Origin of the sequence: Nonomuraea sp. NPDC049141 (assembly GCF_040648415.1) — a bacterium.
In the GTDB taxonomy this organism is placed as follows: Bacteria; Actinomycetota; Actinomycetes; order Streptosporangiales; family Streptosporangiaceae; genus Nonomuraea.
The window spans coordinates 153,071-167,852 of sequence record NZ_JBEZDR010000031.1 but is presented as its reverse complement, the minus strand read 5'-3'; the positions used below and the strand labels follow the sequence as shown (position 1 = coordinate 167,852).

Below are 14,782 nucleotides of genomic sequence, written 5' to 3'. Positions count from 1 at the left end.
GATTTTGAGCGGAGAGGCGAGGTGATCAGCACCCGCAACGGGCCACAGGTCGGTTCCGTGGACTTGAAGGAGATCGCGATGGCCCACGTAGGGAGTGCCGGGGAGGCAGCAGTGGACTACATGCCCGCAACGACCCGACGCCCCAAGATCGCGCGCGAGCTCGCACCTGCCGTCCATTTATTGAAGGCCAAGGTCAACAAGGTCCTCGCAGGCGAAGCCTGCTTGGGGGAACGCCCGAGCGAAGCGAGGCCCTCCAGGAGTCGGGGCTTTGGCCCGACTGGAAGCAACGTCTGAGCCCCCAAAGCGCGAAGCGCCAGAAAGCGAAGCCCGCTGTGCGCCGAAGGCGCCCCAGAAGAACGCCCGGAGCGAAGCGGAGGCCCTTTTTGGCGGGGCGCCCACCGGCTCAGTACACCGAGATGTGTGGGTGGTCGTAGTGGTTGGCCGTGGTGCCGCCGCGGTCCGACATCGTGCGCCAGGTGCCGCGGCTGGCGTGCCAGATTCGCTGCCGGTAGATGATGTACATGATGCCCAGCCGCTTGGAGTTCTTGATCGCCCAGGCGGCGATCTCGTTGCCGCGGGCCACCTCGGCGGCCGTCGGCATCGAGCCGCCGCGGCTCAGCATGAAGTCGCAGGCCCGCCCGAGCGGGTGCTCGCCGCCGTCCTGGATCGCCCGGTAGCAGCCGATCCCGTTCGGTACGTCGAACCGCTCCTTCACCAAGGTCTTGACCAGGCGCATCCGGGGCGTGATGTTGTCGGAGCCCCCAGGTAGCTGCGGGACCCAGGTGCCGTCCGAACGCCGTACCCCCGGCGCCTTGAACAGCTTGTCGATCTTGTCCTTGATCTTCTTGATCAGGCTCTCGGCTTTGTCCTTGCGCTTGCCGAGGTCCGCGACCTGGGTGCCGAGTTCCTCGGCGCGGGCGGCCGCCTCCTCCTCGGCCTGCTTGCGGCCGTCCCTGACCTGGGCGAAGCCGCTCAGCCGGGCGTTCTGCCGGTCGATGAGGTGCTGGGAGAGCGCCAGGTTGCCCATGAGCGCCGACGGGTCCGCGGTCCCCGAGAGCATGGTGGCCGCGCTCGGGGGGCCGCCGTTGGTGTACTGGGCGATGGCCAACTGCCGGAGTTCGGCCGACTCGCGGTCGTAGATCTCCTGGGCCGCGGTCAGTTTCTCCTTGGCTGCCCGCTCCGCCTTCTCGGCCTTCTGGTGGGCGATGCGGCCGTTGTAGTACTCGGTGATCAGTTTGTCGGACTGCTTCTGCAGGGCGGCCAGTTCCTTCTTGAGCTGCTTGACCGTCGGCTTGGGGGCCGCGTGCGCCGGGGTGGCCGGTCCCGCTGTCAGGAGCACCGCTGTGAGCAGCGCGGAGAGCGCTTGGGTGAGGGTTCGGATGGGACGGCGCCGCCGGTCAGCGGGGGATGCAACCGCCACACTTCTCCTTCGCCCGAGCTGTGGGGCTCTGAAGTACGCCCCTGTCCGAGGCTAGATAGTAGGGGATTACACGTATCGGACGGCAAATTAGCAAATTTCGGTGTGACCGTCATGGTGGGTGCTTACCCGGCGCAGGTCACAGGTCAGTCGTCGGCGTCCGGAGGCCAGGACGGGCGATGAGGCCGGGCCCGCCTGGCTCTGCGGGCCGCCCAGTGGCGGCCGAGCAGGGCCGAGCCGGGGACCAGCACGAAGCCGAGCAGACCGCTCCCGAGTCCGAGATCGACGTCCGCGTCCAGCAGGCCGTCCTTGCCTTCGAGCAGCGGCACGCCGACCGACACCTTGACCGACACCGAGACCAGCGGCTGCGCGGCCGCGGTCGGGGCGGGAGCCTGGGTGGTCGCGGGGCGGGTGGTGGCCGGGCGTTCGGACGGCTTGGGCTCGCTGGTGGCGGGCTTCGTCGTGGCCGCCTGCTTGGTGGCCGGCCCGCCGGTCGGCCCGGCGGTCGGCCCGCCGGTCGGCCCGCCGGTCGGCCTGATGGTCGGTTGTGAGGTGGCGGGGTGAGTGGTCCGCGTCGGCTCCGGCTCACGGGTGGGCTCGTGCGAGCGGGCAGGCTCGCGCGATCCGGTGGGGTCGGCGTGCTCCCTGATGACGGCCGGATCCACAGCGTCGGTGGCGCTCGGGCCGGCGGTGGAGATGGACGGCTCCGCCGTACCCGATCGGCTGGGGATGACGGGCGCGGGCGTGCTGACGGGCGGGAGCGCGGCGACGCCGTCCGGCGGTGAATCGTTCCAGATCACGAACGCCGACACCACCGCGGCGGCGGTCGCGACCACCAGGCCGCTCGTCACCGCGAACTTGGTCACCGGCGCGAGCGCGCTCTCGAACAGGCTCCCCCGCTCCGGCAGCGGCTTCGACAGGGGAAGGAGCGCGGTGAGCGGCACGGTCAGCAGGCCGAGGCCGGCCCGGCCGCGTACCTCCCAGCCGGTGCCGTAGGCCACGTCGGCGACCTTCTCCAGCTCCTCCAGGAACGCCTCGGCCGACTCCGGCCGGTCGGCGGGGTCCTTGGCCAGGCCGTGCCCGACCAGCGCCCGCATCGGCTCCTCGATGTCCGCCAGCGGAGGTTCGGCGTGCTGGTGCTGGTAGGCGAGGGCGGCGTAGTTCTCACCGGTGAAGGGGCGGTGCCCGGTGAGGCACTCGAAGAACACCACGGCCGCCGCGTACACGTCCGACGCCGGCCCGGCCGGGGCGTCCGCCCACTGCTCGGGTGCCATGTAGGAGGGGGTCCCGGCGAGCGGGGCGTTCTCGCCGGAGTGCGCGGCGACGCCGAAGTCGACGAGCTTGCTCTGTCCGTCCGGCGAGACGATCACGTTCTCGGGCTTGAAGTCACGGTGTACGACGCCGCGCCGGTGCGCCTCGGCCAGCCCGAGCAGGGCGCCCTTCAGTACGGCCAGCGCCGCCTCGGGGCCGGTGGCGCCCGCGTGCCGCAGCAGGCGGCGCAGGGTGATGCCGTCCACCAGCTCCATCACGATGCAGACGTCGTCCTGGCCTTCGACGTAGTCCAGCAGGCGGGCCGTGTGCGGGCTGTCGAGCTCGCCGATCAGCCCGGCCTCCGCGCGGAACCGTTCGACGAACAGCTCGTCGTCGCGTAATCGCGCGGACAGGTGCTTGATCGCCACGGGCCTGCCGTCGGACGCCCGTAAAGCGAGCATGACCTGGCCGGTGGCGCCATGTCCAAGTTCCCGGACTTCGGTGTAGCCGGGAACGTCCATCGGGGGGACCTCCAAAGACGGATAAAGATCCTTATACATGGACGCTAACCCGTGGTAACGCCCCGTGTCGAGGGTTATTGCCCGCGTCACCGAACCCTTGCGGCAATCGGTATTTTTACTACGCCTTATAGTAGGTTCAGGCGGCTGGGGCCACGGCGAGGAGCCGGCGGATGTTCCCGGCGGCGGTCCGGCCCGCACGGTTGGCGCCGATCGTGCTCGCCGACGGGCCGTATCCGACAAGCTGCAGCAGCGGCTCGGCGATCACGGCGGTGCCGTCCACCCGGATCCCGCCCCCGGGCTCGCGCAGCCTCAGCGGGGCGAGGTGGTCGAGCGCCGAACGGAACCCGGTGGCCCAGATGATCGTGTCGGCTTCCTCGAACCGCCCGTCATCCCAGCTCACCCCGTCGGCGGTGATCCGGCCGAACATCGGCAGCCGCTCCAGCGCCCCCTTGGCCAGCGCCTCCCGGACGATCGGCGTGTACCCGAGCCCCGTCACGGCGACCACGCTCTGCGGCGGCAGCCCGGCGCGTACCCGCTCCTCGACCATGGCGACCGCGTCGCGGCGCGCGCCCTCGCCGAAGTCGTCCAGAGGGCGGAACACGGGCGGCCGGCGCGTGACCCACAAGGTGCTCGCGGCCACGCCGGCGATCTCGGAGAGCACGTGCGCGGCCGAGTTCCCGCCGCCCACGACGACCACCCGCCGCCCCGCGAACTCCTCCGGTCCCCGGTACGTCGCGTAGTGCAGCTGACGACCGCGGAAGGAGCGCGCGCCCGGATAATACGGCCAGTACGGGCGGGTCCAGGTGCCGGTCGCGTTGACGACGGCACGCGCCGCCCACTCCCCCGCGCCGGAGGTGACGACGAGCCGCCCGCCCTCGCCACGCGCCACCGCCGTCACCTTGACCGGCCGCAGCACGGCGAGCCCGAGCTCGCGTTCGTAGTCCGCGAAGTACGCGGGCACCACCACGGCGGCGGGCCGCCACCCATCAGCCTCACGCGGGCCGCCCACCGCCGGATCGGAGCGCCGCACGCCGGGCAGGTCGAAGAGGCCGTGCACCTTGTCCATGGTCAGCGACGGCGACCGGTGCCGCCACGCGCCACCCGGCCCGTCGTCCGCGTCCAGCACCAGCGGCTCGAAACCGAACCGGCGCAGGAAGTAAGCACTCGACAGCCCGGCCTGCCCGGCCCCGATCACCACGACGTCGATCTCGTCCACGTACGGATGCAACCGGCGCGACCCCACGCCTCTTCCCGGCCGGATCACACAAGACGGGCGGGCCGTGAAAGGCCCGCCCGTCGACCAGCAGGTCAGCTGATGGAACTGGTCACCGCGGCCCGCGCACCGGACGCGACCGCCGCCCGGCCGGGGATGGACCGGGTGTTGAACGCGTACCTGGCCATGGAGTCGGCGATCGCGTCGGCGTCCACGTCCAGCGCGGTCGCGTTGATGTTGGCGGTCGTGTCGCACGCCTGGTGGTAGCAGACGTCATACGCGACGCCCGCCGTGCCGCCGAACAGGGCCGCCTCCGCGGCGGTCTTGATCCCCTCGGCACCGGTGAAGATGCCGCCGGACGGGATGCCGACCGCGATGAACGGCCCGTAGTCGGAGCGACCGTCGAAGTCGGTGCCGTTGTGGCCCAGGCCGCGGCTGTCGTAGAAGGCTTCGAGCTGCTTCTCGATCTGCGCGGATCCGGGCGGGCCCGCGGGCGAGCCGACGGCGTCGGAGTTGTCGCCGTCGTAGAGCTTGTAGGCGTAGTTGGGCGAGGCGACCATGTCGAAGTTCAGGTACAGCCTGATGCGGTCCCGCTGTGCCTGGGTCAGCTTCTCGACGTACTGGTCGGAGCCGAGCAGACCGATCTCCTCGCCGGCCCAGAACGCGAACCGCACCTTGTTCTTGACCGGGAAGCCCGCCATCTCCTCGGCGACCTCCAGGATGGAGGCCGTGCCGGAGCCGTTGTCGTTGATGCCGGGCCCGGCGTGGACGGAGTCGAGGTGCGCTCCGGTCATGACGACGTTGCGCGGGTCGCCGCCGCGGCTCTCGGCGATCACGTTGTCGTTGGTGCCCAGGACGAGTGTGGAGTCGACCTTGAGGTGGACGCTCGCGCCCGGCGTGGCGGCCAGCGCGTTGCCGACGGCGAAGTCGGCGAAGACCATCGGGACGCCGGCCCGCCACTCGCCGATGTCCAGCGGGAACGCGTCGGTCCTGCCTGGCTGACCCTCGTTGAAGACGATGATGCCGGAGGCGCCCGCCGCTCCCGCGTTGCGGATCTTCAGCGCGAAGGCGCAGGTACCGCGCTGGATGAGCGCGATGTTGCCCGGCGTGAAGCCGGCGAAGTCCGCCGCCTCGCAGCCGCTGTTGGACGTCGGTGCAGGCGTCGGCGGCAGGGTGAGGTCCACGCCCTGTACCGGCGCGGTCACCTCGCCCGCCGGGGAGGGCTGGAAGGTGAAATAGTCCTCGTTCGGGACGTAGCCGTTGAGTACGGGCGGGCTGTTCTCGGTCCAGCTCTCGACGAAGTTGATCGGCTGGAGCGTGACCTTGTAACCGGCCTTGCGCAGCTTGCCGGCGACGTAGTCGCGGGAGGCGTTGTAGCCGGGCGTGCCCGCCGCCCGGGTGCCGCCGTTGGCGTCGGCTATCGCCTGCAACGCGTCGAGGTGCTTCTTGACGTTCACGCCTTTGACCTGCTTCACCAGCAGCTTGGCGAAGAGGTCGTCGAGCCCGCCGGCCTGCGCCGGGACGGCCATGGCCAGCGGCAAGGAGAGCGCCGTGATGAGGATGAGGACCGTTCTGCGGATAGTGCGCATGCGGATTCCCCCACTAGGGACGAGTCTGGAATCTCCCCCGACACGTACTGCACCGGAACGTAAACCGCTGGAAGCCCCCTGAGAAGGCCCAGCAGGGCCGCGGCGGCCGCCCCCGCGACACCGCCGCGACCCCCGCCGGTCTGACCTGCCCTTCGGGCGGGCCGGCCTACCGGCAGTCAGGTGGCCCGTCAGACGGGCGGTGGGACGGTGTGCAGGTTGCGTGGTGTGACCGAGCGCGCCAGCCGGTACGCCGCCGCCGCGTCGACGAGCCCCGCTCCGGTCGCCCCGTCGAAGCCCTCCCCCGCGAGCTCGCCCGTCCCGCTCTTGCCGTCGACGACGTCCCGCGCCGACGCCCGGAGCAACGCCTTCACCAGATCGGGCGACAGCCCCGGCTGGACCTGCTTGAGCAGCGCGCACACCCCGGCGATCTGCGGCGCCGCCGCGCTGGTGCCGCTGATCACGCTCCAGCCGTCGTCGGGCGCGGTGCCGTCCTTGACCGGGTAACCGGGCCCGGCCAGCGAGGAGTCGATGACGTCGCCGGGCTCGGTCGGCAGCATGATGTAGAGCGCCCTGGGCTGCCGTCCCACCAGCCCGCAGACGTCGGGCACGTGCCGCCCGGGATAGATGAGGCTGTCGAAGCTGCTCGCGTAGTCGGACGCCTCCATCTTGAACTCCCCGTTGACCTGTGTCTCGGCCACGTACACGCCGCCCGCGGCGATGACGTCGGGCATCATCGCCGGGAAGGAGATGTGGCCGTTGCCCGCCGAGAAGCAGACCGTGATGCCGCGCACCCGTACGGCCTCCAGCACGGCCAACTCCAGCGGCCGCAGATGGTTGGGCAGCCCGGTGAGCCCGTTGAGGTCGTAGCCCCAGCTGTTGGTCAGGACCGCCGGCGACAGGTCGGAGGCGGTCTTGAACGCGAGGGTGGCGTTGCCGCCCATCTTCACGCCGACGAAGTCCACGTCGCGCGCGCAGGCGAAGATGTTGGCCGCCTCGGCCGTGCCGTGGCCGTACTCGTCGTGGTCCACGCGGGCGGCGTCCGGCGCGAGGGTGGCGTTGTAGTTGTAGCCGTGATGCGGGTAGAAGGGATGTTTGTAGAAGCCCGTGTCGACCATGGCGACGAACACGCCCCGGCCGGTCACCCCCTGCTCGTGCGCATGGCAGGCGCGCAGGATGAGCCCGATGTCGTCCGGCACCCGCAGGTGGTGATACGCCACCCGGGGCGGCAGCGGCGAGCCGTAGAACTGCGGCGGCGCCTGCGGGTAGGCCCGCTCGACCAGCGGCTCCAGGTCGGCGGGCAAGGTGAACGGGACCCCGGACACGTGCGACAGATAGGAGACCTCGTCCTCCACGGTGGCGACCGGCGCGCCGCGCAGGCTGTGCGGCCTGACTTCCACGCGCGTGTTGAACGTCTCCTCCCAGAGCCGGCGCGGGCCCTCCGCGCTGATGGAGAACGTCCCGATGTGCCGGATGGTGAACCCCCTGCGCTGCAAGGCGAGCGCGGCCTGCGCGGCCCGGTCCGGCGGCGGTCTGAGGTCGTCAAGACGCGCCGCCTGTACGGCCGACGACTCGGCGAACATGGAGGCCCGGCCCGGCGGCCGCACCACCGCCTCGAAGTGGACGGTGGACTCGCGGCGTTCGGTGATCGTGGTCATGCTTCCCCCGGGACGCGTCCGTGAAATCCGGCATGTCCCCAGGGTCACGTTCCCGGGCGGATCCGGCCTCGGGGGCCGGCTGAGGGCTAACCCTGAATGGGGCTCCTGCCACGTGCCAGAATCCGCTCGGCCCTGGAGCGGCAGTCGTCGGCGGACTCCTGCTCCTCCAGCCGCTCGTACGCCTGCGCGAGGTCGAGCAGCGTGTACGCCACGTCGGGGTGACCGCTCCCCAGCACGCGCTCGGTGCCCGCGAGCGCGCTGCGCAGCAGGTCCCGCGCCTCGGCGGGCCGGCCGTCGGCCAGCAGTGCCTGGCCCAGCCGGCGGACGCCCAGGTGGACGTGCGCGTGGTCGTCGCCGTAGGCGTTCCTGAACACCTGGATCGCCCGCTCCTGGTGGTCCCTGGCCAGCTTCGGCTCGCCGGTGTCCAGGTCGACCAGGCCGAGGTTGGTCAGCGGCATGCCGACCTCGCCGTGGCCGGGGCCGTAGCAGAACTCCAGGATCGACAGCGCCCGCTCGTGGCTGATCCTGGCCTCCTCGAAGCGGCCCGTGAGGCGCAGCGCGTACCCGAGCTTGTCGAGCGTGTGGGCGACGTCGGGATGCTCGTCGCCGTACACGGCGGCGAGCATCGACGCCGCCTGCTCCTGCAGCTTGACGGCCCGCTGCGGGCGGCCGGTGTCCTGGACGACGAGGCCCAGCCCGGACAGGGTGTGCGCGACGTCCGGGTGGTCGGGGCCGAGGATCGTACGGGCCGTGGCCAGCGCCCTGGTCAGCCATTCCTGGGCGGCGCGCAGGTCGCCCGCCGTCCACGCGGCGAAGCCCAGGTCCCGGCTGACGCGGGCGATCTCCCTGCGGTCCGGCTCGTGCCAGGCCGTCAGGATGGCCAGGGCGCGTTCGAGGGTACGCCTGGCCTCGGGCAGGCGGCGCTGGCAGACGAGCACGGCGCCGAGTCGCTGCAGGACCCGCGCCACGTCGGGGTGGTCGCCGCCCATGGCCCGTTCGGCCAGCACCAGCGCCTGCTCCTGGGCGGCGCGGGCGCCGTTGATGTCCCCGGTGAGCTCCAGCAGGTTGCCGTGGTCGGACAGGACGGCCGCCAGGTCGCCGTCGGCGCCCGGCTGCCGTCTGACCAGCCGCAGCGCCAGCTCGAACAGCTCCTGCGCCCGCTCGAACGCCGCCCGGATCGTGAGGTAGTGGCCGGAGCCGCAGAGCATGCGGGGCAGGCCCGGCACGACGAGGCCCGCGCTGCCGGCCTCCTGGCCGAGGTGGATGACGTCGGGGATGACGCTGTCCCAGGTCCGCCAGGTGGTGGGGTTCTCGGCGTCGGCGGGCACGACCGAGCTCAGGATGCTGACGGCGCAGGTCACCCAGGCACGCCGCTCCTCGCCGGGCAGCCTGGCCCAGACCGCGGCCTTGACGAGCGGGTGCATGCGCAGCCGTCCCCGGTCCCGCTCGACGAGCGAGTGACGCAGCAGGTGGGCGATGGCGTCCTGCAGGGCCAGCTCGTCCTCGACCGCGTCCCTGAGCGCGGGCGGCAGCACGCCGGGCATGGAGTGCAGCAGGTCGAGCGCGACACCGCCGGGGCCCAGCGTCGCGCAGAGGTGCAGCAGCTCGATGGCGACGGGCGAGGCCTGCGCGACCCGCTCGAAGGCGAGCTGCCAGACCGTGGCGAACGCCTTGTCCCGGGTGAGCAGCTGGTCCGCGCGGCGCCGGAACAGGTCGCCGTACTCGTCGAGCTTCATGCCGGTCTGCTCGCTGTAGGCGGCGGCCTGCTCCAGCGCGAAGGGCAGGTCACCGAGCTGGTCGGCGAGCGCCCAGGCGCCGCTGGTCCTGGCCACGCGCTTGGACAGGAAGTCGACGGACTCCGGCCGCGAGAAGGGGCCCACGCGTATGCCCACGGCCAGCTGGCCCCAGGCGGGGTTGCGCGAGGTCACGATGACGTGCCCGGCCCGCAGCGACGACAGGAACGCCTCGATCAGCGTGCCGTCCTCGACGTCGTCGAGGATCAGCAGCCAGCGCTCCATTCCGGCCAGGCGCTCGCTCAGCGCGGCGAGGATCTCGCCGCGGTCGGCCTGCTGGCGTACGCCCAGGCGCAGCGCCAGCTCCGCCAGTACGCTCCAGAAGGCGACGGGTTCGACGGCCGATGCCTCCCAGACCACGTCGTAGTCGGCGGCGTGCCGGTGCGCGTACTCCACGGCGGCCTGCGTCTTGCCGGTGCCGCCGAGCCCGTGCAGCGCCACCACCCGGGGCGGCGGGCGGGTCGTCGGCTCGGTCAGCGCGGCCTCGATCTCCTCCAGGATCGTCTCGCGGCCGGAGAACACCTGGTTGCGCGAGGGCAGATTGACGATCCGGCGCGGCGGCGCGTCCTGGCGCGCCGGTGGGGCCGGGCTGCCGTCGAGTCCCGGATCGTGTCGCAGGATGGCCTGGTAGGTGGCCTGTAACGCCGGCGCGGGGTCCACGCCCAGCTCCTCGGCGAGTATCCGGCGGACCCGCTCGTACACGTTCAGCGCGTCGCCCTGCCGCCCGGACCGGTAGAGCGAGCGCATGAGCTGGGCGACGGACCGCTCGCGCAGCGGATGCTCGCTGACGCGCTGTTCCAGGCGCGGCAGCGCCTCGGCGTGACGTCCCAGGGCCAGCTCCGCGTCGGTCCGGCCCTCTTCCGCGCTGAAGCGCAGCTCCTCCAACCTGATGGCGTCGCACTGCGCCCACGGTTCGGTGGCGAACTCGGTCAGCGCCGGGCCGCGCCACAGGCCGAGCCCCTGGCTGTACAGCGCCACGGCCTCCGCCCAGTCCCGCTGGGACAGCGCCCGGCCGCCCTGCTCGACCAGCCGCTCGAAGCGGAAGGCGTCGACCGCGTCCGGCTCGACGACGACGCGGTAGCCCGAGCCGTGCGACTGCAGGATGTCGGCGCCGTTGAGCGCCTTGCGCAGCCGGGACACGTGGGCGTGCAGCGCGCTCAGCGCGCTCTTGGGCGGTGACCCGCCCCAGACGTGCTCGATGAGCTGGTCGGAGTTGAGAACCTCGCCTTGATGCAGGAGCAGAACAACCAGGATGGCCATCCGCTGCGGTCCGCCGAGCGCGACGGAGTCGCCATCGATCAGGACGTCGAACGTGCCCAGGATCCGGATGTCCACGCGTCTCCTCTCCTCTTGCCTGCGACTGTAACGCGGTTCAGATTGGGCAGACAGGGACGAATCACGGCCAAGGAGCCTGGCGCCATGGCGAACATCGACGAGATCATCGGCCAAGCCCCACCCCGGAGCATCTGGGAGGCCGTCTGGCCCCAGCGCGAGAGCTATCACCCCTCGCCGTCCGACTGGCGGGACGAGGTCATCTACTTCCTGCTGCCCGACAGGTTCAGCGACGGCCGTGAGGCCGAGCGCGACCCCGTCGACCGGGCCCACCCGGCGAACTCCCGCCCGGCCGGGTGGATGTGGAACCAGTGGGCGGCCTCCGGCCGGGACCGCTTCCAGGGCGGCACCCTGCGGGGGGTCATCTCCAAGCTCGACTACCTGCGCGACCTCGGCGTGAGCGCGCTGTGGATCGCTCCGGTGTGGAAGCAGCGGCCCGTCACGTCCGTGGACGGCGTCCCCGCGCCGGACGACCCCCACGGCTACTCCATCCAGCACTTCCTGGACATCGACCGCAGGTTCGGCACCCGCGAGGACCTGGTGGAGCTGGTACGGGAGGCCCATGAGCGCGGTATCCGCATCATCCTGGACATCCTCATCAACCACACCGGCGAGAACTGGGACTACGACCTCGGCACCCCCGGCCATCCGCAGTACGTGGTGCGCCCGCCGTACGCGGGCCCAGGCGGGCGGCTGCCGTTCGGCGCGTGGCGTGACGGCACGGGACAGCGCCTGCCGCACGGCACCGCGCCGACCGAGCCCGACCACGGCGTGTGGCCGAGCGAGCTGCACGACCCCGAGGCGTACACCAGGGCGGGCGGCGACGGAGGCGGCTGGGGCGCGGGCGGCGACGAGGAGCCGGACGCGCCCTACCGGCGGGCCGACTGGTTCAGCCGGGACCTGGACCAGTCCAGGGAGCTGCAGACGATCATCCGCATCTGGAGCTACTGGGTGGCGCTCACCGACATCGACGGCGTGCGCATCGACACGCTCAAGCACGTGCCGCCCCACGACGCGACGCTGTTCTGCGGGGCGCTCAAGGAGTTCGCGGACGGGCTGGGGAAGGCGAACTTCCTCATCGTGGGCGAGGTCGGCGGCGGCGACACGATCGAGGAGCGGTACCTGAGCCTGATCGGGCGCAATCTGAGCGCCGTCCTGGAGACCGGCGAGACGCGCCGCCTCATGCGCGAGGTGGCGCTCGGGCAGGAGGGTTTCCCCTTCCCCGACGCCGTCGAGGAGTTCTTCGGCAGGTTCGCCACGCATGGGGTGACTCATCGTTCTCTCGGCTCCGCCTATGTCTCGTCGCTGGACGATCACGACGACCTCTGGATCGATCCTCAGCTCCGGTTCGGCGCGCTGACGCCGCCGGGCCGGAGCGAGCCCGATCCCCGCCAGGTCACGGTCGGGGTCGCGCTGCTGCTGTACTCGCTGGGCATCCCGTGCCTCTACTACGGCACCGAACAGGGGCTCACCGGACCCGAGGAGAGCGAGCGCCGGTGGCTCAGGGGCAAGGACGAGGGCTGGGGGGTACGCGACCTGTCGGGTGACCGGTATCTGAGGGAGGCCATGTTCGGGCCGGAGCATCCGCGCAAGGCGGGAGCCGCCGGCCGGCCCACCGACGACGAGTCGCCGACCGCGGCGCACCTGTTCGACACCGAGCTGCCCGGCTTCGGTCCCTTCGGCACCGCGAACCACCACGTCTTCGACCAGGACAACGAGATCTACCAGCGGGTCAGGATGCTGCTGGCCACGCGGGCGGCGCACCGGGCGCTGCGCGCCGGCCGGCAGTACCTGCGCAGACTCGGCCGGGCCGACGGCGGCTACGCGCTCCCCCGGCCCGGCGAGGTGCTGTGCTGGTCGCGCGTGCTGGCCGGGACCGAGGTGGTCTGCGTGGTCAACCCGAGCCTGACCGAGACGCGCGGCGCCCTCGTCGAGATCGACGGCGCACTCAACGCCCGTACGCAGGCGCTCACCGTGGTGGCCAACACGGCCGAGGTCGGCGGGGTGACGAAGCACCCGCTCAAGTCGACCGCGACCGTGCTGCCCGGCCCGGGCGCATCGCGCCACATCGAACTGCAGGATCTGCCTCCCGCGTCCGTACTGGTGTTGACGAACGAGTTCGTCGATTAGACCGAGCCCTCAAGGAGAGTTGGCCCGTCAAAGAGAAAGGTGGTCAGCCAGCCGCATCGCCAGGGCCGTGAGCGTCAGCGAGGGGTTCGCGGCCGGCGATGTCGGGAAGACCGACAGGTCGCAGACGTAGAGGTTGTCATGCCCCCACACCTTCAGGTCGGGGTCGACCACGCCCATGCCGGGGTCCTCGCTCATCCGCAGCGTGCCGACCTCGTGGCCGACCGCGCCGAGATCGGCGTCGAACGGGTCCGAGGCGGCCGGGTCGCCGCCCATGATCCGGATGATCCGGCTGCCGAGCTCCCGCACCGCCGCGAAGTAGCCGGGGATCTCGACCGGCTTCATCGTGATCACCGGCCGGCCGTTGACCGGGTCCAGCTCGACGGTGTTGCCGTCGAGCAGCGGTACCGACGGGAAGAAGACGATCTCGCAGTCCATGCGGGAGACGTCCGCGACCGACGGGACGGCGTCCTCGTCCACCCGGTACTGGTTGAGCCCGATGCCCATCTCCACCACCACGTTGATCGGCATCGAACCGACCATGCCGCGCAGCAGGATCTTGACCGAGTCGTGCGCGGCGTATCCGGGCGCGTCGCTCGGCAGCGTGAACTTCCAGACATAGGTCGGGTGGTCGGTGATCCCCTTGCCGACCCACTCGTTGTCGAGCTGCGCGCGGCGGGCGAGCACGGCGCTGCCCACGGTGCCGGCCGCCATGATCACGCGTCCGCCGTCCGCCAGGCGGAACTCCCGGTCCTTCCCGGCGATCAGGTCGCGCGCCTGTACGGCCGCCACCCTGGGCTCGCCGCCCGACCGGTCCCATCGGAACGCGACGACCTCGTGGTTGAGGTTGACGTGCAGGTACTTGTTCCACCCGTCGCGCAGGCGGTCCTCCATGAGCAGCGCCGCCGTCGAGAAGATCCCCGAGGGGATGCCCAGCCGGTGCGCCACCGAGTTCTCGGCCGCCACCTGCACCTCGTGCTGGCGGAACCGCTTCAGCTGGGTGCGGAGCAGCTCCTTGACCGTCCTGCGGTAGTCGCTGAGCGCCGGGGGCGTGCCGTGCATCAGGTCGGTGGCCTCGTCGTACCACTGGGTACGCAGGTCGTCGCGGACACCGCGCGGCCACGACTCGAACTCCCGCCCGGCCATCGGCGGGATCAGCGCCCCCCAGAAGACCGACTTCCCGCCCAGGCAGAACGCCTCGGCGACCTGCATCCTGGCCGAGTTCGTCCGGTAACGCTCCGAACGGTACTGGTACCACAGGCCCCAGACGGTCCTGTTCGCCTCGGCGCCGGTGCTCTGCATCCTGGGCATGTTGCCGACATGGGTGGAGAACAGGTAGCCACCGGCCTCCAGCACGAGGACCTGCGGCATCCGCCCGCCCTTGGCCGCGGCCATCCTCGTCAGCTCGTGGGCCAGGACGCCGCCGCCCATGCCGCTGCCGACGATGATGTAGTCGTACACCGCTCCCTCGTCCAGCTTGGGGGCGAAGTGCCGGCGGGCGGGCAGCGGGTTGGTGACGATGATGTCGTCCCGGGTCGGGAACAGCTCCGACTGGCTGCCGGTCATCGTCTCGATCCGCTCGCCCGCCGCGATGTCCGCGGGCGAGGCGAGGCGGTTGCCGTTCAGTGCCTCCCAGGCCCCGTCACAGTGGAACTTGAACTCCACGGCCGTCCCCGCCGGTGGCCTGACGAGCTCCACCCGCCACTCGTCCGCACCTTCCACGTAGCGGCAGGGCACGCGGACCCGCCACCCGTCGAGGCTGCTGAACACCCCCAGCCGCGCGTCGGGACGGATCGCCCCGCCGCGCAGCACGATCGTGAACGTCTCCCCAGCCATGCAAGCCCCCTCGCATGTCTCGCTAAATCTCCCGATGCTGGTATATCT

Annotated in this window: 8 protein-coding genes; 1 reads left to right on the top strand and 7 read right to left on the bottom strand. The window is 71.4% G+C overall.

Features of this window, described 5'->3' with window-relative positions; translation table 11 throughout:
- Positions 1-403: 403 nt before the first annotated feature.
- From AB0B91_RS57050 to fxsT, 6 genes are all read right to left on the bottom strand, one after another.
- Positions 404-1,420, bottom strand: a complete 1,017-nt coding sequence (locus tag AB0B91_RS57050) for a hypothetical protein (protein WP_358340245.1) — start codon at positions 1,418-1,420, stop codon at positions 404-406.
- A 143-nt stretch (positions 1,421-1,563) separates the two neighbouring features.
- Positions 1,564-3,189, bottom strand: a complete 1,626-nt coding sequence (locus AB0B91_RS57045; RefSeq protein ID WP_358340243.1) for a serine/threonine-protein kinase — start codon at positions 3,187-3,189, stop codon at positions 1,564-1,566.
- A gap of 136 nt (positions 3,190-3,325) precedes the next feature.
- Positions 3,326-4,405, bottom strand: a complete 1,080-nt coding sequence (locus AB0B91_RS57040) for an FAD-dependent oxidoreductase (RefSeq protein WP_358340241.1) — start codon at positions 4,403-4,405, stop codon at positions 3,326-3,328.
- Between the two features lie 92 nt (positions 4,406-4,497).
- On the bottom strand, positions 4,498-5,991 hold the full coding sequence (locus AB0B91_RS57035) for a M28 family metallopeptidase (protein WP_358340240.1): 1,494 nt from the start codon (positions 5,989-5,991) through the stop codon (positions 4,498-4,500).
- A 188-nt stretch (positions 5,992-6,179) separates the two neighbouring features.
- Positions 6,180-7,646 carry a S8 family serine peptidase gene (locus AB0B91_RS57030; RefSeq protein WP_358340239.1) on the bottom strand — a complete coding sequence of 489 codons (1,467 nt, stop codon included), beginning with the start codon at positions 7,644-7,646 and terminating at the stop codon, positions 6,180-6,182.
- A gap of 86 nt (positions 7,647-7,732) precedes the next feature.
- Positions 7,733-10,774, bottom strand: a complete 3,042-nt coding sequence (gene fxsT / locus AB0B91_RS57025) for an FxSxx-COOH system tetratricopeptide repeat protein (protein WP_358340237.1) — start codon at positions 10,772-10,774, stop codon at positions 7,733-7,735.
- Between the two features lie 84 nt (positions 10,775-10,858).
- On the opposite strand from fxsT, the gene AB0B91_RS57020 reads away from it, so the two are divergent.
- Positions 10,859-12,901 (top strand): alpha-amylase family glycosyl hydrolase, encoded by a 2,043-nt coding sequence (locus AB0B91_RS57020; RefSeq protein WP_358340235.1) that lies wholly within the window; start codon positions 10,859-10,861, stop codon positions 12,899-12,901.
- A 27-nt stretch (positions 12,902-12,928) separates the two neighbouring features.
- Here the strand turns inward: AB0B91_RS57020 and AB0B91_RS57015 are convergent, their stop codons facing one another.
- Complete coding sequence (locus AB0B91_RS57015; RefSeq protein ID WP_358340233.1) at positions 12,929-14,734, bottom strand: GMC oxidoreductase; 1,806 nt, start codon at positions 14,732-14,734, stop codon at positions 12,929-12,931.
- Between the last annotated feature and the right edge of the window lie 48 nt (positions 14,735-14,782).